At 64.6% G+C, this 19,982-nt stretch carries 20 protein-coding genes; 7 read left to right on the top strand and 13 right to left on the bottom strand.

The window, feature by feature from the left end:
* Nucleotides 1-23 precede the first annotated feature (23 nt).
* The 3 genes from PAF12_RS06890 to PAF12_RS06880 are packed head-to-tail and all read left to right on the top strand — an operon-like array spanning nt 24 to nt 1,501.
* Entirely contained in the window at nt 24-425 is a 402-nt protein-coding gene (locus PAF12_RS06890; protein ID WP_271109426.1) for a lipopolysaccharide assembly LapA domain-containing protein, read from the top strand.
* A 3-nt stretch (nt 426-428) separates the two neighbouring features.
* Nucleotides 429-1,061, top strand: a complete 633-nt coding sequence (locus tag PAF12_RS06885; protein ID WP_271109425.1) for a phosphoribosylanthranilate isomerase — start codon at nt 429-431, stop codon at nt 1,059-1,061.
* Nucleotides 1,058-1,501 carry a GNAT family N-acetyltransferase gene (locus PAF12_RS06880; RefSeq protein ID WP_271109424.1) on the top strand — a complete coding sequence of 148 codons (444 nt, stop codon included), beginning with the start codon at nt 1,058-1,060 and terminating at the stop codon, nt 1,499-1,501. The genes PAF12_RS06885 and PAF12_RS06880 overlap by 4 nt, the downstream gene beginning before the upstream one ends.
* On the opposite strand, the gene PAF12_RS06875 is transcribed toward PAF12_RS06880, so the two are convergent.
* On the bottom strand, nt 1,498-2,007 hold the full coding sequence (locus PAF12_RS06875) for a hypothetical protein (protein ID WP_271109423.1): 510 nt from the start codon (nt 2,005-2,007) through the stop codon (nt 1,498-1,500). The genes PAF12_RS06880 and PAF12_RS06875 overlap by 4 nt on opposite strands.
* Nucleotides 2,008-2,126: 119 nt before the next feature.
* Between PAF12_RS06875 and PAF12_RS06870 the strand changes: the two genes are divergently transcribed.
* Nucleotides 2,127-2,534, top strand: a complete 408-nt coding sequence (locus tag PAF12_RS06870; protein WP_271109664.1) for a SufE family protein — start codon at nt 2,127-2,129, stop codon at nt 2,532-2,534.
* Here PAF12_RS06870 and PAF12_RS06865 read toward each other — a convergent pair.
* The gene (locus tag PAF12_RS06865; protein WP_271109421.1) at nt 2,531-3,280 is read right to left on the bottom strand and encodes a sulfite exporter TauE/SafE family protein; all 750 of its coding nucleotides are present in this window, start codon (nt 3,278-3,280) and stop codon (nt 2,531-2,533) included. The two genes, PAF12_RS06870 and PAF12_RS06865, sit on opposite strands and share 4 nt — an antisense overlap.
* Before the next feature lie 241 nt (nt 3,281-3,521).
* Here PAF12_RS06865 and PAF12_RS06860 point away from each other — a divergent pair, with 241 nt between their 5' ends.
* Nucleotides 3,522-4,718: an NnrS family protein gene (locus tag PAF12_RS06860; protein ID WP_271109420.1), complete on the top strand. Its 1,197-nt coding sequence runs from the start codon at nt 3,522-3,524 to the stop codon at nt 4,716-4,718.
* Between the two features lie 10 nt (nt 4,719-4,728).
* Here PAF12_RS06860 and PAF12_RS06855 read toward each other — a convergent pair whose 3' ends face one another.
* Nucleotides 4,729-5,427 carry a Crp/Fnr family transcriptional regulator gene (locus tag PAF12_RS06855; RefSeq protein ID WP_271109419.1) on the bottom strand — a complete coding sequence of 233 codons (699 nt, stop codon included), beginning with the start codon at nt 5,425-5,427 and terminating at the stop codon, nt 4,729-4,731.
* Between the two features lie 215 nt (nt 5,428-5,642).
* Nucleotides 5,643-5,846, bottom strand: a complete 204-nt coding sequence (locus tag PAF12_RS06850) for a dodecin family protein (RefSeq protein WP_271109418.1) — start codon at nt 5,844-5,846, stop codon at nt 5,643-5,645.
* A gap of 180 nt (nt 5,847-6,026) precedes the next feature.
* Between PAF12_RS06850 and PAF12_RS06845 the strand changes: the two genes are divergently transcribed.
* Complete coding sequence (locus PAF12_RS06845; protein ID WP_271109416.1) at nt 6,027-7,094, top strand: patatin-like phospholipase family protein; 1,068 nt, start codon at nt 6,027-6,029, stop codon at nt 7,092-7,094.
* Here the strand turns inward: PAF12_RS06845 and PAF12_RS06840 are convergent.
* The 4 genes from PAF12_RS06840 to PAF12_RS06825 are packed head-to-tail and all read right to left on the bottom strand — an operon-like array spanning nt 7,037 to nt 12,147.
* Entirely contained in the window at nt 7,037-7,750 is a 714-nt protein-coding gene (locus PAF12_RS06840; protein WP_271109415.1) for a DUF502 domain-containing protein, read from the bottom strand. The two genes, PAF12_RS06845 and PAF12_RS06840, sit on opposite strands and share 58 nt — an antisense overlap.
* A gap of 46 nt (nt 7,751-7,796) precedes the next feature.
* A complete protein-coding gene (locus tag PAF12_RS06835) occupies nt 7,797-8,726 on the bottom strand; it encodes a pseudouridine-5'-phosphate glycosidase (protein WP_271109414.1) in 930 nt (309 codons plus the stop codon).
* Complete coding sequence (locus PAF12_RS06830) at nt 8,723-9,631, bottom strand: PfkB family carbohydrate kinase (protein WP_271109413.1); 909 nt, start codon at nt 9,629-9,631, stop codon at nt 8,723-8,725. The genes PAF12_RS06835 and PAF12_RS06830 overlap by 4 nt, the downstream gene beginning before the upstream one ends.
* A 38-nt stretch (nt 9,632-9,669) precedes the next feature.
* Nucleotides 9,670-12,147 (bottom strand): penicillin acylase family protein, encoded by a 2,478-nt coding sequence (locus tag PAF12_RS06825; protein WP_271109411.1) that lies wholly within the window; start codon nt 12,145-12,147, stop codon nt 9,670-9,672.
* A gap of 65 nt (nt 12,148-12,212) precedes the next feature.
* On the opposite strand from PAF12_RS06825, the gene PAF12_RS06820 reads away from it, so the two are divergent.
* Nucleotides 12,213-13,142 (top strand): NAD(P)-dependent oxidoreductase, encoded by a 930-nt coding sequence (locus tag PAF12_RS06820; RefSeq protein WP_271109410.1) that lies wholly within the window; start codon nt 12,213-12,215, stop codon nt 13,140-13,142.
* Here the strand turns inward: PAF12_RS06820 and PAF12_RS06815 are convergent, their stop codons facing one another.
* From PAF12_RS06815 to PAF12_RS06795, 5 genes are all read right to left on the bottom strand, one after another.
* Nucleotides 13,143-15,458: a GH116 family glycosyl hydrolase gene (locus PAF12_RS06815; protein ID WP_271109408.1), complete on the bottom strand. Its 2,316-nt coding sequence runs from the start codon at nt 15,456-15,458 to the stop codon at nt 13,143-13,145.
* Between the two features lie 64 nt (nt 15,459-15,522).
* A complete protein-coding gene (gene dctP, locus PAF12_RS06810) occupies nt 15,523-16,578 on the bottom strand; it encodes a TRAP transporter substrate-binding protein DctP (protein ID WP_271109406.1) in 1,056 nt (351 codons plus the stop codon).
* A 32-nt stretch (nt 16,579-16,610) separates the two neighbouring features.
* A complete protein-coding gene (locus PAF12_RS06805; protein ID WP_271109404.1) occupies nt 16,611-17,900 on the bottom strand; it encodes a TRAP transporter large permease in 1,290 nt (429 codons plus the stop codon).
* Nucleotides 17,900-18,490 carry a TRAP transporter small permease gene (locus tag PAF12_RS06800; protein WP_271109402.1) on the bottom strand — a complete coding sequence of 197 codons (591 nt, stop codon included), beginning with the start codon at nt 18,488-18,490 and terminating at the stop codon, nt 17,900-17,902. Before PAF12_RS06800 ends, PAF12_RS06805 begins: the two co-directional genes overlap by 1 nt.
* A 276-nt stretch (nt 18,491-18,766) precedes the next feature.
* Entirely contained in the window at nt 18,767-19,924 is a 1,158-nt protein-coding gene (locus tag PAF12_RS06795) for an LLM class flavin-dependent oxidoreductase (protein ID WP_271109400.1), read from the bottom strand.
* Between the last annotated feature and the right edge of the window lie 58 nt (nt 19,925-19,982).

Below are 19,982 nucleotides of genomic sequence, written 5' to 3'. Positions count from 1 at the left end.
CTTCATTCGATCCGGGGAATACCATGCGCTTTATCCGCCTTCTCTTCGTCGCCGTGCTCGCCATTATTCTGGTGGGGATTGCACTGGCCAATCGCGGTACCGTTACGGTGCGCGCCGTGCCTGAAGGGTTGGAGCAGTATTTCTGGGGCGGGTGGCAGATCACCATCCCATTGTTCCTGGTCATTTTTCTGGCGATCCTGTTCGGGATCGTCATCGGCCTGATCTGGGAATGGCTGCGCGAGGCGCATATCCGCAGCGAGGCCGCGCGCCGCAAGGAAGAGGTGGCCCAGCTTCAGCGCGAGGTCGGGTCGCTCCGCGATACCCACAATGCCCCGCGTGACGAGGTCAAGGCGATCCTCGACAAGCCCAAGCCCGTCCCCTCTGCCGAGCCGGCACCGGGCAGCACCCTGCCTGCGACCCGCTGAGCCTTGGCGCAGGTCAAGATCTGCGGGCTGACGCGGCCTGACCATATCGCGGCGGCGGTCGGGGCCGGGGCGGCTTATCTCGGCTTCAACTTCTTTCCGAAATCGCCGCGCTATGTCAGCCCGGAGGATGCTGCCGCCTTGGCTGTCGACGTGCCGACCGGTGTCGCGCGTGTCGGGCTGTTTGTGAACCCCGATGATGATCTGCTGCGGTCGGTTCTGGACGTGGTCCCCCTCGACATCGTGCAGCTTCACGGGGCGGAGACGCCGGAGCGGGTGACGGAGGTCAAGGCGCTGACCGGGCTGCCGGTCATGAAGGCGGTTGGCGTGGCCGGGCCGGACGATCTCGATGCGCTTTGGGATTACGGGCTGGTCGCGGATCTGCTGCTGGTCGATGCGAAAGCCCCGAAAGACGCGGTTCTGCCGGGCGGCAACGGGTTGCCCTTCGACTGGCGCTTGCTGGTAGGCCGCAAATGGCTGACACCGTGGATGCTGGCGGGGGGGCTTACGCCTAAGAATGTGGGCGAGGCGATCCGCCTGACCGGCACCCGCATTGTCGATGTGTCCTCGGGCGTCGAATCCGCGCCGGGGCAGAAAGACCCCGACCTGATCCGCCAGTTCATCGCCGCGTCGGCGTGATAGATTTCAGGCCAGCGACGCGCGATGACGTGGCCGCGGTCGTGGCGCTTCTGAGCGACGATATGCTGGGACGGGGGCGCGAGAGCCGTGATCCCGCCCCGTATCTCGCCGCTTTCGACGCCATGCAGGCCGAGGGCGGCAATATGCTCTATGTCGGTGAGGCTGAGGGGCGCATCGTCGCCACCTATCAACTCACCCTGATCTCCGGCCTGTCGCTGACCGCCGCCCGGCGGGCGCAGATCGAGGCGGTGCGTGTCGACGCGGCTTTGCGGGGGCAGGGTGCCGGTGCGGCGCTGATGGCCGATGCGGAGGCCCGGGCGCGCGCAGGCGGGGCGCGGCTGATGCAGTTGACCAGCAACGCAGCCCGCGCCGATGCGCATCGGTTCTATGAAAGGCTGGGCTATGAACCCAGCCATATCGGGTTCAAGAAGCCGCTTTAGGGGCGCAATGTCGTCACGCCGCGCGCGGAGCGGATCTGGATTTCGCGGATCCGCGACAGCTCGATGGTCGAAACCGGCAGGGCGATGTTCAGAATATCCACCTGCGGGTTTGCGGCCAGCGGCAGCGTGGCTTCCTCCGCCGCCGGCGGGTTGCCGACCAGAACCAGCCGCAGCACGCCGAACCCGTCAGGGCGAAGCTGGCCCGCCGGTTGCAGCTCTTCGGTGATCAGTTCCAGATCGTACCAGCCCTTGACCGGCGCGAAGGCCCGGACCAGCAGGATCTGGCCTTCATTCATCGGTTCCATCTCGACGGAAAGGATCTGCGGTACGGGCTGGCGCGCATCGCGTTCCGGCGTGGCCCATCCGCCCTCCGGTTCAAGCGTTGCGGCCGGGCGCGAGCCGCCGAACCAGCCCAGAGGGTTCAGCCCGCTGTCGCTGCCAATTCGGGAACAGCCGGTGATGGCCAGAACGGTGCCAAGGGTCAGGGCAAGGGTCGCTGCGCGCATGATCTCTCCACAGGTCGTATCGCCCCCTGTGATAGGCGATTGACGGGCAGGGCGCAAAGCCTCTTTGACCTTGCCGCCGTGCCGCGCTAGCAGGGACGCGCCGCCAAGGAGGGCGCATGATGAGTACGACCGCTTTCGAAGACATCGTCGAGACATTCGAATTTCTGGATGACTGGGAAGATCGCTATCGCCACCTGATCGAGCTTGGCAAGGCGATGCCGCAGATGGACCCGGCCCTGCAGACCAAGACCAGCAAGGTCGAGGGCTGTGCGAGTCAGGTCTGGATCGTGCCGAAGGTCGATGATGGCCGGTTCGATTTCATCGGTGACAGCGACGCGCTGATCGTGCGCGGGCTGATCGCAGTCGTTCATGCGCTTTACGCCGGGCGTCCCGTGGCCGAGGTTGCGGATGTCGATGCGGGCGCGGAGCTGGCGCGGCTGGGTCTGGACGAACATCTGTCGGCACAGCGGTCCAACGGGTTGCGGGCTATGGTGGCCCGGATCCGCGATTACGCCGCAGCGGCTTAGGCGATCAGCCGCCACAGGAATACGGCGGTCATGCCAAAGCCGACAGCGGCGATCAGGATACGCAGCGCCGGCATCGGGATGCGCCGCGAAACCGGCGCGCCTGCCAGCCCGCCAATGATCGTGCCAAGCGCCATGACGATGGCCGGGATCCAGACGATCTTGCCGCCCGAGGCGAAAATCGCCAGCGAGACGACCGAGAGCGCGAAGCTCAGCCAGGATTTCAGCCCGTTCATGACATGCAGATTGGTCATCCCCCACATCGCGAACAGCGCCAGCAGGACGATGCCCAGCCCGCCGTTGAAATAGCCGCCATAGATTGCCACCGGCACCATCGACCCGGCCCCGAAGGCCGTGACCGCGCCGCGCCGCCGTGCCGCCCATTCCCGAACCTGCGCGCCACGCAGGAACACCAGCGTCGCACCCAGCAGCAAAAACGGCACCAGCACCGCGAATGCAGCGTTGGAGGAGATCAGCAAGAGCCCCGATCCGATGGCCCCGCCAAGCATGGTCCAGCCGGTCAGCCGCAGCAGCAGCGCCCGGTCCAGCTCCGCAATATCGCGCCGAAACCCGATGGCCGCCGACAGATAGCCGGGCATCGCCGCGACGGTTGAGGTCGCATTCGCGACGATCTCCGGCACGCCGATAAAGACGAGGGCGGGAAAGGTGATGAACGTTCCCCCGCCTGCAATCGCATTCAACAACCCGCCGAAAACCCCGGCCACGAAAATCAGAATCAGATCAGCCATGACCGGCGATCATGCACGGCGCCACGGCAATGGAAAGCGGCAAAGCAGCTTGACCGTTGTTAAGGTCGCGAAAGCCGGTCCGGGGCAGATTGGTCGCGGAATGGACGAGCCCGTCATGTCGGTTCTGCTGTGTGTCCGTGCCGTGTCGTTTAGGGGGTGAGCCTGTCCGGCGTGGCAAGGGATCGCGGCAAATCCGGCCTGACCAGTCTGATGCCAGTCCGAGTGATGGAGTGGAGCCGGTATGACCAATTCTCCTGCAAATCTGTTTCGCGCCGGGTGGCGGGTGTTTTTCTGGGCAGCGGGTCTTTGGGCCGTGTTGTCGGTTGCGGTCTGGACGCTGTGGCTGTCGGGCCAGTTCATGGGCCTCGACATGGCCGGACCCGGGGGGACGCCGCAGCTTTGGCATGCCCATGAGATGATTTTCGGCTATGCGACAGCAGCACTTGGCGGGTTCTTTCTGACCGCGGTGCCGAACTGGACCGGGGCGCGCGCGGCACCGGAACGCTTTATCGCCATCGTGTTCAGCCTGTGGCTGGCGGGGCGTTTCGCGGTCTGGATCGCGCCGCAATTGCCGCCGGTTGTGGTCGCCATCGTCGATCTGGCGTTCCTGCCGGTGCTGGCCGCCAAGGTGCTGACCCAGCTTCTGGCGCGGCCGAAACCGCAGAACATGATGTTTCTGCTGCTGCTCAGCATGGTCTGGACCGGAAATCTGCTGGTGCATCTGGACTGGATCGGCGTCGCCGGGACCGAGTGGCAGGGTCTGCGTGGCGGGCTTCTGACGATTGCGGCAATGATCGCAGCCCTTGGTGGCCGGGTGACGCCCGCCTTCACCCGCAATGCGCTGCTGCGTGCGGGGCGGGCGGCGGAGATGCCGAAAATCCCGGTCGCAATCGACCGTCTTGGGGTGGTCCTGCCGATTGCAGCGGCTTTGAGCGTGCTGCTTGGCCTGCCGGACGGATTTGCCGGGGTTCTGGCGCTTCTGGCCGGTCCGGTCGCGTTCCTGCGGCTTTGTGGCTGGGCGGGCTGGCGGATGCGGGATCAGCCGATCGTCTGGGCGCTGCATCTGGGTTACGCGATGCTGGCGCTTGGGCTGGCGCTGTGGGGGCTTTCGATGTTCGGGATCGGGTCGGAGACCGGGGCGCTGCATATCCTCGCCATTGGTGCGATTGGCGGCATGACGCTGGCTGTGATGAGCCGCGCCAGCCTTGGCCATTCCGGGCGGGAACTGGTGGCACCGGGGCCGGTCGCGCTTGGTTATGCGCTGCTGCCGGTCTCCGCCCTGCTGAGATGGGCGGCATCCGCCTGGCCCGCGCAGTTCTATGAGACCGGGATCATCCTGTCGGGATTGCTGTGGATCGCGGCGTTTGCGCTGTACCTCGCCGCGCTGTGGCCGATCTTCTTCGCGCCGAGGGCGGATGGCAAACCCGACGCGGCATGAACCAGCGCCGCTATCGCTGCCAGGGCTGGCCCTTGTCCTGGCTGGCGATTTCGCGGAGCTTCTCGATATCGTCGATGACGGCCTTGTTGCCGTCCATCCGTACGCCATGGCTGCGCAGCCGGGCGAAGGCGCGTGACAGGCTTTCGGGCTGGATGCCCAGATGGCCCGCGATCAGAACCTTGTTATAGGGCAGGGCGACCTGACACGCGGGGCCATCCTGATCGGCCAGCTTGACCAGAAACTCCGCCAGCCGCTGCACGCCGGAGCGGGCCTTGAGCTGCTCGACCTGGCCGACAAGCGCATGCAGATGCACATAGCTGGCGGCCAGCAGGCTGACGGCAAGCTCGGGGTCCGACATCAACTGACGACGCAGCCATCTGCCGTCGATCTGCAGAAGCTGGGTATCCGCAATCGCTTCTGCCGAGACCGGGTAAGGCTGATCGCGCAGCGCCACGGCCTCGCCGAAGCTCTGGTTGCGGGCAAGGATCGCCACGACCGCCTCCGCCCCGCCGGTGGAGACGCGGAACAGTTTCACCCAGCCCTCGATGATCAGAAAAACCGCATCGGCTGGCTCGCCCTGGACAAAAATCGTCTCCCCGTTCGCCACCTTGCGCTCCGTCGCGCCATCCAGCAGCCTGCGGCAAAGCTCGTCCGGCAGGTGACGCAGCAATACGGAATTTCTCGCTGCCTGAGCGACGTGAGGAACCATTCGATTTTTCCGGCATTATTTCAGTTCGCGCCTGAAAATTAGTCCTTTTGTCGGCAAACGCCAACCCCGCTGCGGCGCATTGCCACGCGTTGGATACATTAAATGTGATGCCTGCCGAAAAAAGCCGAGCCTGACGGACGACAAGCCGATATAAAAAGCCCCGCAGCCTGTCGCCACGGGGCTTCAGACGCGCATCCGCGCCGGGATGGGCGGGTTCAGTCGTCGAGAATGAACGTCACCATCATATTGACGCGATATTCGGTGATCTCGCCGTCATCGCATTCGACGAGTTGTTCCTTGACCCAGGCGCCCTTGACGTTGCGCAGCGTTTCATGCGCGCGCTTGAGCCCCTGCTTCACCGCATCCTCAAAGCCGGTTTTCGAGGTCGCGGAGATTTCAGTGATACGTGCAACGGTCATATTCGTTTCCTCCTGTTTTTCGCGTTCTCCCACAGCACAACGCGAAAAAGCGGGGAATTGTTTCTCTTGCGGTCCGGGTCCGGCGGTGCCGCGCCGATGCAGCCTTGCCCGATAAGGTTGCCGCCGCTGCCGGTTTCGTCCTAACAACGGCGGGAAGAAACAAAACAGCGGGACAGGATCATGGAACGGCGCCGAATAAACCTCGCGCTGCAGGGTGGCGGCTCGCACGGGGCGTTCACCTGGGGTGTGCTCGACCGGCTTCTGGATGAAGAATGGCTGGAGTTGGCGGCAATCAGCGGCACCTCGGCAGGGGCGCTGAACGGTGCCGCGCTTCAGGCCGGGATGGCGTCGGCGAAAGGGCGTCAGGCACGGGAGGCGGCACGGCAGAACCTGCGCCATGTCTGGAACGAGGTCGGGCAGGTCAGCGATTCCCGTATCGTGCGCTGGCTGCATTCGGTGTTCCCGGTGCCCCGCCATATGGAGCGGCTGACAGAGACGTTCAGCCCTTTCGCCTGGTTCGACAGCATGACGCGGCTGTTCAGCCCCTATGATTACGGACCGTTCTACACCAACCCGCTGCGCAGCATTCTGCGCACCTTGCCCTATCCCGAATTCGGCGGAAAATGCGAAACCCGGATTTTCGTGAACGCGACCAATGTCAGGACCGGGCAGACGCGGGTTTTCCGCGACAAGGAGGTTACGGTAGACGCGATCCTTGCGTCAGCCTGCCTGCCGACGATTTACCGCGCCGTGAAGCTGCATGATCCGGTCACCGGACAGATGGAATCCTACTGGGATGGCGGATATTCGGGCAATCCGTCGCTCTGGCCGCTTTATCACCCGGACCTGCCGCGTGATATCGTGATCGTGAACATCAACCCGATGCGGCGCGACGATGTGCCGAAAACGCCTGCCGAAATCGCGGATCGGGTCAATGAGATCAGCTTCAACTCGGCCTTGCTGGCGGAATTGCGCGCGATCAATTTCGTGAAGCGGTTGCATGACGAAGACAGGCTTCAGGGCAGGGTCATGAAGAATGTGCTGATGCATATGATCCTTGATGACACGTTGATGAACGACCTGAACGCGCGCAGCAAAATCATGCCTGATCCCGGCATGTTGGACCGCATGTTCAATGCAGGACGTGAATCGGCGCATGCGTTCATCGAGCAGCATGCCGATGACCTCAATCAGCGGGATTCGGTCGATTTTTCGGCGTTGTTTCCGCGCGTTGCCTCTGGCGGGTAGACCAGACCGCCCGAGATGACCAGCTTCGCGGCCTCCTCCGGCGTCATGTCGAGGATATGGACGTCCTGCTCCGGCACGAACAGCAGAAAGCCGGAGGTCGGGTTGGGCGTCGTCGGCACGAACACGGCGAGGAACTTGCCCTGACCGCGCAGCGCGGCGGTGCGCGAGATTTCTCCCTTTGCCGGGCCGGCGATGAAGCCCAGACCCCAGGTGCCGCGGCGCGGATATTCGACAAGGCAGGCACGGTCGAATTTGCCGTCGCCCTGGCTGAGAATGGTTTCCGCGATCTGCTTGATGCCGCCATAGATTGCCCCGATGATCGGCATCCGCGCGAAAAGCGCCTCGCCCGAACCGATGACCGCCCGTCCGATCCAGCCGCGTGCGATGGAGCCGATGAGCAGGGTGAACAGCAGAAACACCAGCACACCCAGCCCGCGCAGGTCGATGCCGATATATTGCTCTGGCCGCCAGCGGGGCGGGATCAGTGGCAAAACCCAACTGTCCATCCAGCCGGTCAGCGTCCAGATCAGCCAGACGGTGATCCCGATGGGGGCGACGACGATCAGCCCGGTCAGGAATGACGTGCGCATCGTGGCCAGCGGACCGCTGCGGCGGCGCAGCAATCTGGTCTGGCGGGAGGGGTCGTCATGATTCATTTGCTCGCGTCCTTCCCCGCGATGCTTAGACCCGGAACGGCGGCGGTCAAGTGCCGAGATGCAACTTATTCACCTCTCTGGCGATCTGTGCCCCGAGGCGCGCATTATTCAGCACGAGTGCGATATTCGCCTCCAGCGACCGGCCCTCTGTCAGTTCGAAGATCCGTTGCAGCAGATACGGCGTCACGGCTTTCGCCGCGATCCGGTGCCGGGCGGCGTCGGCAAGCGCCTGCTCGATGATCGGGGTGATCGTGGCGCGCGGGATTTCCGCCTCCGCCGGGATCGGGTTGGCTATAAGCTGGCCACCGGGGATGTTCAGTGCCGCCCGCGCCGCGGCGGCGTTTGCGATGTCCGCCGGGTCGTCCATGCGCAAGGGTGCGCGCAGCCCGGAATCGCGCGACCAGAAGGCCGGAAGCTGGTCCTGCCCACAGGCGATGACAGGCACACCCAGCGTTTCCAGCACTTCAAGCGTTTTGGGCAGGTCGAGGATCGCCTTGGCCCCGGCGCAGATCACTGTGACTGGAGTTTGTGCCAGTTCCTGCAAATCTGCGGAGATGTCGAAGCTGTTTTCCGCGCCCCGGTGAACGCCGCCGATGCCGCCGGTCGCGAATACCCCGATCCCGGCCAGATGGGCGCAGATCATCGTCGCGGCGACAGTCGTGGCCCCGGTCCGGCCTGCGGCGATACAGACCGCCAGATCGGCGCGGGACAGTTTCATCACCTGCGCTTGCGGGGTTTTCGCCAGCCGCTCCATTGCCGCGTCGTCCAGGCCGATGCGGATCTTGCCGTCGATCACGGCAATCGTCGCGGGAACTGCGCCGTGCGCCCTGATTTCCGCCTCGACCTTGCGGGCCATGTCGAGATTTTGCGGATAGGGCATCCCATGTGTGATGATCGTCGATTCAAGCGCCACGACAGGGGCTTTCTCCTGCTTCGCCGCCGCGACCTCCGCCGAGAGTTCGATAAAATCAATCATGGCATGTCCTTTCCCGAAACATGGGCCGAGGCGGCCTCTGCCGCGCGTGTCAATGCGGTCTGGCGATCTGCCTTGTCGCGTTCTGCGGCCAGATGCGCGGCCAGAAAACTGTCGCCTGCGCCGGTGACGCGGTTGATCGCCACGTGCGGCGGCGCTGCGACGATCATATCACGTCCCGCAAGACCATCCGCCACCATGCCCCCGCCATCCGTCACGATAACCCGTTTCATGCCACGTTCCAGCATGGCGCGCGCCGCAGCCGGGGCATCGGGCAGATCGCGACCGGCCAGAATCTCGGCCTCGAACCGGTTGAGGTAGAAACAGCCGTTTTCGACCCCGATCAGGGGTTCCAGCCGCTCCGCCTTGCCGGGGCTGGCGGGCACGATGCGCAGATCGGCACCGGCCAGCCCGGGCTCGGCTGCGATCAGCGCGAGTTGCTGCGTCGTCAGATTGCCGTCTATCACTGCCACCCCGGCCCAGGGCGCTGCGGCAGAGGCGAGGCGTCCGTCCCTTATCGGTGCAAGGACCATGTCGCCCGCATCTTCCAGCGAATGTGCATCGGCGATGGCGGCGATCAGCCCTTCGGCGTCCTCGATCGCCATATAAACATCCGTCGGGCCGCCATCGCGGTAAAGATAGCCGGTCAGAACCTCATGCTTCCCGACCGCGCCGATCAGCGCCTCGCCTTCGGCATCGCGGCCCACGGCAGAGAGGATGGCGGGCGTCATGCCCCATCTCGCGACCGCCATCGCCACGTTGAGCGCCACCCCGCCCGGAATATGCGCGATCCGCCCCGGCAGGTCCGCGCCCGGCGCCATCACGGCACGGCTGCGCCCGATCACGTCCCAGAGCATGGCACCGATACAGATCAGCTCTGGCGTCTTTTCGGGTGGTGCGGGTGTCATCACGGATGCTCAAGGATAGATTTGCGGGACGGTCGTGGTTACTCCGCCGCTGCAACCGGAGATGTCGCATTCGTGGCCGGATACAGCCTTGTTATCCCGACCGAAGCGGCCCGCGCAAGCTCCGGGTCGAGTGACATGGTCGCGTATTCGCCACGCCGCCACAGAACCGCGAGGTCGTCATAATGGCGCGACAGCGGATGGCCGGATTGTCCGGATGCGATGATAAAGGCCGAACTGTCCGGGTCGGCGAGGTCGTAAATCCCGCGATAACCTGCCGCCGCGACACTGCGGAAGGGCTGATCGCCGGTCCCCAGCAGCGGCGCACGGGCCAGCGTCGTGTCGCCGCCGGACAGGGATTGCCGCAGATTGACGATCCAGCCGAGCCGCGAGGAGATGCCCAGACCCGGATGGATCTGCGTCGCCTCATGCGCGTCGCCCCATCTCCAGCTTGTGACATCGGGGCCATAACGCTCCGTCAGGTCCAGAATGGCCTGATCGAGCGCCTGCCGCGAAATCGTGGTGCAGCTTTCCACATCCGCCGTCGCCACCCGGTCACACCATTCGGCAGCGCCGCCCCGGTTGCGAAAGACACGTTCCAGGAAGCCGGGATGCAGTTCGGTGATCTGGTCGGCGAGCGGTCCCAACTCGTCACGGATCAGCCGGTCCTGCAGCGCGCCCAGCCAGGCGGCGTAGATCAGCGGTTCCGGCAGATGCTCGCTCATGGCACCGTCCCACTGGAACAGCAGGTCAAGCGCGTCCTGACGCTGCCGCTCCGGCGTGCCGCTGGCGGCAGGTTCGTCGGCGAAGCGCAGCTCCGCCCCGATCAGCGGCAGCAGCGCACGGGCAGCAGGGCTGACGATATCGAGTTGGGTTTCGACAAAGCTCTCGTGGCTGTGAATTTCGCGCGCATCGAGCCGCCGCCGCAACCACTCGCTGCGCAGCGATGAATCGCCGTCAAAGCCCAATGGCATGTCGCCGCTGAGGGGTGGCAGGGTTCCGGTGTACAGGCTCAGCCCGTTTGCCGACTGATCCCCGGATACGGCAGGTGCCACGCCGAGCCAGCGATTGCTCTCGATCCAGCCCGGCGTGGGCATCCGGCCCAGCGTGGCGTGCTCCGGGCTGCGCTGTGGCAGACCGCCGACCAGCCGGTCGTCTATCCCGTCTGCATCGGCGAGTGTCAGCCGCGCCGCCGGGGCCAGCCACTGACCTGCCGCTTCAACGGCATCGGCCCGGTCGGCGGCGCGCATGACGCCGATCAGCGCGCTCATGGTGCGGTCATCGCCGCTTGCCCCGGTCCAGCTCAGCGCGGCGGCGTGGCCGTAGGGCATGACCGATCCCAGCCCGAATGGTGCCATCGGCAAAAGCGGGCCGTTCACGGTGCTGCGCAGCCGGATGGCGCGATCCGTCGTGTCCCGGACCCGGATGATCTCCTGCCGGATGGTGAAATCGCGCCAGCCTTCGGGTGCGCGGTAGCGATCGGAATTGCCCGGCTGGATCTCCTCGACGAAAATATCGGCGTCGTCGATCTGGGCGGGGGCGAAACCCCATGCGAGATTGGTTGAGCGCCCCGAGAATACCGCCGGAATACCCGGTATCGTGGCCCCGATCACGTCGCCGGTTTCCAGTTGCAGCCGCGCGAGATACCACAGCGAGGGCAGCGTAAGCGCCGCCTGCGGATCATTCGCGAGGATCGGCTCGCCTGCCGTTGTACGGTCGCCATCGGCGGCGAAGACACTGCCTGACAGCCCCGAAAACGGTTTCAGATATCCGGCAAGGTCCATCGGCCATCCCGCCAGCCCGGCCTGTGCGGAGCCGGAAATGCGGGTGCCCGGAAACAGGCTGGCATAATCGGGCAGTGCCGGCTCGCCAAGTCCGGCGACGAGATCCTGACCGCGCGCGGGCGCGGCCAGAGATAATTGCGCACGCAGGATTTCCGCCTGCACCTGCCGACTGGTGGCAGCGGCATAGAGTTTCAGGATCGCCAGCGAATCGGCGGGTTGCCAGAAGGTGATCTCGTCGGGAAAGAGGAAAAATTCCGGCGCGCCGCGGCCCAATGCACCTTCATTGACGATCCCGATCCACGCGTTGACCCCGTCGGCATAGGCGGAGAGGGCGGCCCGCGTCGCCTCGTCCTGATCGTCAAGGGATTCGCGCGCCATCCGACCGATCTCCAGCCGCCGGACCAGATCGTCCGCCGCCAATGTCCGTTCGCCGTAGATTTCCGACAGCTTCCCTTGCGCCGCGCGGCGCAGCACCGTCATCTGAAACAGCCGGTCCTGTGCATGGGCGAGGCCGAGGGCAAAGAAACTGTCGCGATCATTCTGCGCAAAGATATGCGGCACGGCCTGCGTCGAGCGCACGATCTCCACCTCGGCCCCGATGCCTTCGACCCGATAGTCGGCATCGTATTCCGGCAGCGAACGGATGGCGAAATACCAGATCAGAATCGCAGCCAGAAGCAGCCCGATGATTAGTCCGATGGTCAGCCGCAGGGTCCAGCGAAACAGGGTCAGCATAGAAAGGCGGCTTCCTTCGCAGCGCGGCCTCGGTTGACGGCGGGGCCGGGGGGTGGTGTCTTGCGGTGTGTAGGCGATGCGGCAGGGGCTTTCAACGCCCTCAAGTTGCGACTGGAAAGGGAGAGAACATGGCAAAAATCGCATTTTTGGGGCTTGGCGTGATGGGCGGGCCAATGGCGGGGCATCTCGCCGCGGCCGGGCATGACGTCACGGTCTATAACCGGACGGCCAGCAAGGCGCAGGATTGGACGGGCCAGCATAAGGGCCGGGCCGCTGCGACCCCGCGTGAGGCGGCAGAGGGTGCGGATTTTGTCATGGCCTGTGTCGGCAATGATGACGATCTGCGCGGCGTCTGTCTGGGCGATAACGGCGCTTTCGCGGGCATGGCCAAGGGATCGGTCTTCGTCGATCACACCACGGTCTCCGCCCGCGTCACCCGCGAACTGGCGGAAGAGGCGGCGAAAACCGGCATCGGCTATGTTGACGCCCCGATCTCCGGCGGGCAGGCCGGGGCGGAGAATGGTCAGCTTTCGGTGATGTGCGGCGGCGCGCAGGCGGATTACGACTGTGCCGCCCCGGTGATCGACGCCTATGCCAAGATCTGCAAGCTGATGGGTCCGGTCGGTGCGGGCCAGACGACCAAGATGTGCAACCAGATCGCCATTGCCGGGCTGGTGCAGGGGCTGGCCGAGTCGCTGCGCTTTGCCGAGGCCTCCGGTCTGGAGATCGAGAAGGTGGTGGAGGTCATCAGCCAGGGTGCCGCCGGAAGCTGGCAGATGGTCAATCGCCATAAAACTATGGCTGCGGGCGAGTTCGATCACGGTTTCGCCGTCGACTGGATGCGCAAGGATCTGGGCATCTGCCTCGATACCGCCGACGATATCGGCGTCAGCCTGCCGGTCACGGCGCTTGTGGATCAGTTCTACAAGGAGGTGCAGGGGATGGGCGGTGCCCGCTGGGATACCTCGTCGCTGATCGAGCGGCTGCGGCGCTGATCAGACCGCGCCGAGCGGCAGGATGTCGGCCAGCTTCGGCTCGCCTTCCGCCGCATCGGCATAGGCCCAGATCCCCATCGGGCGCATATTCATCTGCGCCCGGATGCGGGGCTGATCGGCCATTAAGGCGGCAGGGGTGCGGAAATGCAGCCCGCGCCGGGGTCCAAGCTCCTGCGCAAGGGCCTGCATGATCTCCGCCGCCTCCGCCGTCAGCCCGTAAGCGCGCATGGTCGCGGCCACCGAATAGTTGAAGCCGACCAGCACCTCATCCCATTGCAACCCCTCTTCGCCCTTCGGCGCATAGATGGCGGATGAATGGGTTGCCGAACTCATCGCCATGACGCCGCGCCCCTGTCCAGCGGCGCGGAAATTGCGGTCATGGACGACCCGCAGCGCGGATTGCGCCGCCTCGACCGGGACAAGATCACCGAGGCCGAGCATCCGGGCGAGGCCGGGGCCATAAAGCTGCTCCGCAAAGACCGCATCCTGAAACGCGCCTTCGCTGTCCACGCGGTAATAACTTCCGGTCCACAGCGCCTGATGCCAGGCTTTCGCGCCGCGTGTCGCCATATCGAGCCATGCGTCCCGACGCAGCTCGTCCCCGGCGATCCGGCTGATTTCCGACAAGGCGCGGGCGGCAGCGAGCCACAGCCCGCCGCAATAGGCGCTGATCCCCTTCATCGGGATATTGTCGAAGGTCTGATCCGGGATGCCGTCATTCTCGATCACGCAATCGCCGTCGCGGTCAAAGCGGGAGAGGGCGCTCATCGCCCTGTGCAGCGGTTCGGCCCATTTTGCCGCGAGGCTGTGATCCTGGCGAATGTCGCGCCATGCGCAGATCACCAGCATGGCATTCAGGTCTTTCCAGCGGCTGCTGTCCTGATAGGCATAGTCGTTCGACCGGATAAACGGATCGGCATTCGGCGCGCCCAGATCATGCGGGGCCATATCGGCAAGCTGACGCGGGAAACGCGCGGTTGAGCGTAGATGGAACCGTTGCTCCGCATCCTCCACGGGAAGCTGGGCGATGAAATCGCCCGTGACCTGCGCCGCGATGTCGGGAAAGAAGCGCGAGACGGCGGCGGAGGCATAAACCCACAGGTCGAGCGTGTCGTAGAGCGGATAATCGGGGCATTCGATAATCCCGAAATGCGCGGGCTCCCCGTCCTGTGGCGCGGTCCAGACGGTCAGCCCGTCATTCATCAGGTAAAGCTCGTTGATCGCCAGATGGGCGACCGGGGCAGGGGCGGCGATCTCGGAGACCGCGCGGGCATGGAACTGCGCTGCGGCGTCGAACCAGAGATTCGCGCGGGTCAGCGCATGGGCGGCGATGGCGGCGGCGTTCTGGCCATCGCCGCCCCATTTCGCCGTATAATGCCGGAGATGACGGCGTCCCTGTCCGAAGCAGATCACCGGCATGTCCCAGGCAAGCACCAAGTCGATCTGCCGTGTCTGGCCAGCGGCAAGCGCGGTTTTCGCGGCGATCGCGCCGCAAGGCCGGGGCGGCGGAAACTCGCTGAAACCGCCGCCGCTGGTCCAGCCCGGACCCGGCGCGTCGAGCGTGCCGTCACGGTCGAAGCGCGCCCAGAACGCGGCACCTTCGCGCCCCGGATCGAAGGCGGGGCACGTTGAAAGCTGCCAGTTTTCCGTCTCACGCGCGGCGATGACCATCTGGCCCTCGCCTTCGTCCATTTCTGCCGCGTCGCGCGACATCAGCACGCCACGCAGATCGCCGTCCGCGATGTCCCGGTTCCACTGACCGGCGATGCCAGCGTGCTGACCGGGCGGGCCGAAGCCCTGAAACCAGCCGATCAGATTGAGGAAGCTGAGCATCACCGCCGCCTCGGTCGGGGCAGCGCCGTTATTGGTCAGCGTCACCCGGAACAGCCCGGCAGGCAGATCGCGCTCATCGCCGAGATCGGGCAGCACCGGGGCAAGCTGGTCGATGCGCAGCGTCAGATCGCCTGCAAGGTATTCATGCGTCACGCGCGGGAACAGGGCGCATTGTTTGCCCTCAGGATCGAAGCGCCAGCCCTGCGGCGCGTCATCCGCGCCGGGTCGCAAGGCGCGCGCCGTGCCCGGACCGTGCCAGAGCGCAAACCCGTTCTCCGGCCATTCCTGAACATGCAGCCGTCCGGCCTTGAGCGACCAGCGGGTGAAGCCGCCATTCACCCCGCGTGTGATCGCGCCTGCGCCAATGCCGCCAATCGCCACGCTGACATCCCCGCCCGCGTCGATCTGGGCGGGGATTTTGCGGCTCTGCGCCTGCTCGGGCTGCCAGGGCAGCGATACGGTCCAACCGTCTGGCCGGGTCATGGCGGTTTCCCTTGGGTCGGCGCTGGCGGCTGTCCCGCCAGTGCCACGCGTTTGATCGGCAGGATTACTGGATATCTGCCGCGCGGGCGGCGTTGATCTCTTCCTCCGCTGCGGCAACGGCTTCCTGCAAGGCGTTGAAAGCGGCCTCGCCGCCGTCGACATTTTGCTGGAACCAGTCATAGACCGGCTGTGCGGCGTCGGCGAAGGCCTGCTTCTCCTCCGGTGTCGGGACGTAAAGATCGCCGCCGCCTGCCGCGAATTCCTCATATGCGGCGATGGATTTGCGCTTCGGGCTGGCGAAGGTCGCCTGCTGGAGCTGATAGAACCCGTCCACCACGACGCGGCGCAGATCCTCCGGCATTTCCATGAAACGGTCATTCGACATGAACCAGAGGGCGCCCATATAGGCATGCTGATCCAGCGTCATATATTGCAGGCCCGCATCGGGGAATTTCATGTTCATGATGTCGGTGATGCCGTTCTTGGAGCCGTCGACCACCCCGGTCTGGAACGAGGTGAACAGTTCCGGCCACGGGATCGGCGTGGGCGAGGCGCCAAGCGCGCGCACCAGCTCCTGCGGCAGGTCGGCGACCACGGTGCGGATCTTCAGCCCCTCCAGATCGGCTGGGGTCTGGATGCGCTTCTGGGTGTTGGCGAAGCTGCGCCAGCCGCCGGTATTGCCGATGGTCATCAGCCGGATCTTGCCGCCGCTATCCTCAAGCGCCATGTCGCGGATGGTGCGGGTGAAATCGCCGGACAGGACATGTTCGGCCACGCGGTCGTCGCTCATCAGATAGGGCAGGTCGAGCACCTGCACATAGGGAAAGATCCCTGCCGCACCGCCGGAGGTGGAGATGAAGATGTCGATGGAGCCGTCCGCCACGCCTTGCAGACATTCCGCCCCGTTGGAGCAAAGCTGGGTGCCGATATACAGCTCCACCTCGATGGCACCGTTGGAGGCGCTTTCGACATAGTTCTTGAACACGACAAGACCGTCATAATCCTCGTCCTGTTCGTTGGAATTCGCCGTCGCGCGCAGCGTGAAATCCTGCGCTGCTGCCTGCCCGGCCAGCCCGAGCGTCGCGGCAAGCGCCAGCGATGTGAGTGTTTTTTTCAGCATGTTCAGCCTCCCTTTTACTTCGTCGATCCGGCCTAGTTGGCGAACCCCGTCATCCGGGGAATGGCCATGGACAGGGCCGGGATATAGGTCACGAGGAAGATCACGATGATCTCCATCGCCAGAAACGGCAGAATCGCCCGCGAGATCGCGGAGATACGCTCGCCTGACACCGAGGATGCCACAAAAAGCACCAGTCCCATAGGCGGCGTTGCAAGGCCGACGGTCAGGTTGACGCTCATGATGATGGCGAAATGGATCGGGTCGACGCCGAGATCGGTGAAGACCGGACCCAGCACCGGGCCAAGGATGATGATCGCGGGGCCGGCGTCGAGGAACATGCCGACGATGAACAGCAGCAGATTGATGAGAAACAGCAGGATCAGCGGGTTTTCCGACAGGCCGAGAATGATCTCCGCCAGAATCTCTGGCGCGTGGGACAGGCTGACCACGGTCTTGAACGCCATTGCCGCACCGACCAGCAACAGCACCACGGCGGAGGTCGCGGCGGAGCGGGACAGAACGTCAGGGATCTCGCTGATCCGCAGGCTGCGCAGGACGAACACCCCGATGAACAGCCCGTAGGCGCAGGCGACCGCTGCGGCCTCCGTCGGGGTGAACACGCCGCCCAGAATGCCGCCCATGATGATGACAGGGGTCAGCAGCGGGAAGAAGGCTTTCAGGCTGGCCTGTCCCCGCTCGCCCCACGTTGTCTTGCGGCTGGCGACGGGGAAATCGTATTTGTCGGCCATCAGCTTGACCATCAGCATCAGCGACAGCCCGACAAGCGCGCCGGGGATGATGCCCGCCAGAAACAGCGCCGCGACGCTTTCGCCCATCACATAGGCGTAGATGATCATGATCCCCGATGGCGGGATGATCGGCCCGATGACGCTTGAGGCTGCCGTGATCGCGGCGGCGAAGCGCCGGGTATAGCCCTGCTTCTCCATCGCCGGGATCAGCATGGACCCAAGCGCGGAGGTGTCCGCGACGGCAGAGCCCGACAGACCCGCGAACAGCATCGAGGACAGGATATTCACATGCGCCAGACCGCCGCGCAGATGGCCCATCAGCGCCTGACTGAACTCCACCAGCCGTTCGGTGATGCCGCCCCGGTTCATCAGCTCTCCGGCCAGCATGAAGAACGGGATCGCCATCAGCGGAAAGCTGTCCATGCCGTTATAGACATTGCGGTAGAGCAGCGCGACATCGCGTTCCTGACCGTTCAGCCACAGCAGCAGCCCCGGCGCGGCGAGCAGTGCAAAGAACACCGGCAGGCCGATCAGCAGGAAGATCAGGAAAACCGGCAGGAACCAGATCAGCATCACTCTGCCTCCGCCATCTGGACACGTTCGATATGGGGCAGGTCGCGCTCATGCCCCATGAGCGTGACGAGGCTGCGCAGGATCATCTCGATATTGACGATTGTCAGCAGGACGAACCCCACGAAGATCGACATATACATCCAGGCGAGCTTGATCCGCACCGGCTCCATCCCGATCCAGTTGAGCGGCAGGCGCAGCGAGGAGGAGTTGAACAGCCAGCCGGAGCCGACATGTTTCCAGCCATATTGCACGGCCATCAGCAGCACCGCGAGCGAGATCAGCAGCAAAAGCAGGGACAGCAGCGCCGAGACAGGTTTCGGCAGCGCCATATCCAGCATGTCGATGGCCACAAAGCCGCCGCGGCGGTACACGGCGGGCGCGGCAAGCCCGGTCATCCACAGCATCAGGAACCGCGCTGCTTCCTCCGGCCAGGGCAGGGCGTTGTTCAGGACGTAGCGATACCAGACCTGCAACAGAATGATGACCACCATCAGCCCAAGCGCGGCAGCCGCGATAGCCGCCCCGGCGCGCAGGACATATTGGTTGAACCAGTGCAGCGGGGCGATGGCCGCCAGCAGGATCGTCTTCATCCGTCCTCCCTCACGGCGGCCGCATCCAGAATGGCAGGTTGCGACAGCGGCGGGCGCGATGCAAGAACTCTGCGCTTATGTCTGCGCGAAATCCTCCGGCAGCGTCGGCAGGTCGTGGCGAGCTTGGGGCGGTTTTCGTCGCCAGTCATGCATCCGCCTTGGGGAAACAAGCGGCGGACGCATGGCTGACGCTGATGCGGCAGGCCGGATGAGCGGCGATGCCGCGTCAGGGCGCGATGTTATTATCGGGTCGCGATGCCGGCCAGAGCCGACGCGTCAGCGCCGCTCACCCACGCCGAGGGGCGTTGCCGGGGTCGCGGCTGGCACGCGGCCATATTCCTGCGGCAGCGAGCAGGTTTTCAGATGCGGCATGACCAGCCGCCCGAAATGCTCGCATTCGTCGATATGCGGGTAGCCGGAGAAGATGAAGGCGCGGATGCCCAGGTTCCGGTATTCCTCGATCTGGGTCAAAATCTGATCGGCAGACCCGATAAGCGCCGCCCCGCAGCCGGAGCGGGCGCGTCCGACCCCGGTCCACAGGTTCGGCTCGATAAACCCTTCCATATCCGCCAGATCGCGGTTTTTCGCCTGATGCGACACGCCGAGGGAACCGGCATCGAGCGCGCGTTCCCGGATGGCGCGGCCCTGTTCGTCATCCAGCTTCGAGACCAGTTCCTGCGCATATTCCCGCGCCTCTGCCTCCGTGTCGCGGACGATCATGTGGACGCGCAGCCCGTAATCCAGCGTGCGGCCATATCTGTCGGCGACCTCGTTCACGGCCTTCATCCGACCGGCAAGTTCCTCCTTGGTTTCCGGCCACATCAGGTAGACATCGCAATGCTGCCCGCAAAGTTCGAGCGCATCGGGGGAGTAGCCGCCGAAATACATCAGCGGCCCGCCATTCTGCTGATAAGGCTTGGCCGGATCGGTGGTCACGCCGTAGAACTGGTAGATCTCCCCGTCATGGTTGATTTCGTCCTGCGTCCAGGCCTGCCGCAAAATCTCCACCACCTCGCGGGAGCGTTGATAGCGGAATTTGCTGTCGGCCTTTTCGCCCGGAAAATCACTGCTGATGATATTCACCGTCAGCCGGCCTTCCAGCATGTGATCCAGCGTGGCAATGGTGCGGGCAAGCATGATCGGCTGCATCTCGCCGCAGCGGACGGCGGCGAGCAGGTTGATCCTCTCGGTGATCGGCGCGCAGCCCGCAACGAAGCTCAGCGTGTCTTGTCCGACCTGATAGGAGGAGGGGCAGAGGATATTGCGGAACCCTTGGGCTTCCGCCGTTTTCACAATGTCTGAGCAATGGTCCCAGCTTGACCGCAGCGCGCCGTCGGGGACGCCAAGATAACGGTAATCGTCGGAACAAAGCGCCGAAAACCACGATACTTCAGAAGCATCGAGATCCGGCGAGGTGATCGGAACGATGGTCATGCGGCGTTCTCCCCCTTGATCGTTTTAATCTTGCGCTAAGATGCGTATTTTGTAAATC

It is taken from the genome of Paracoccus sp. SCSIO 75233 (assembly GCF_027912675.1).
Classification (GTDB): Bacteria; Pseudomonadota; Alphaproteobacteria; order Rhodobacterales; family Rhodobacteraceae; genus Paracoccus.
Note: the sequence above shows the minus strand (reverse complement) of the source record. Positions and strands in the feature narration are given on the sequence as shown.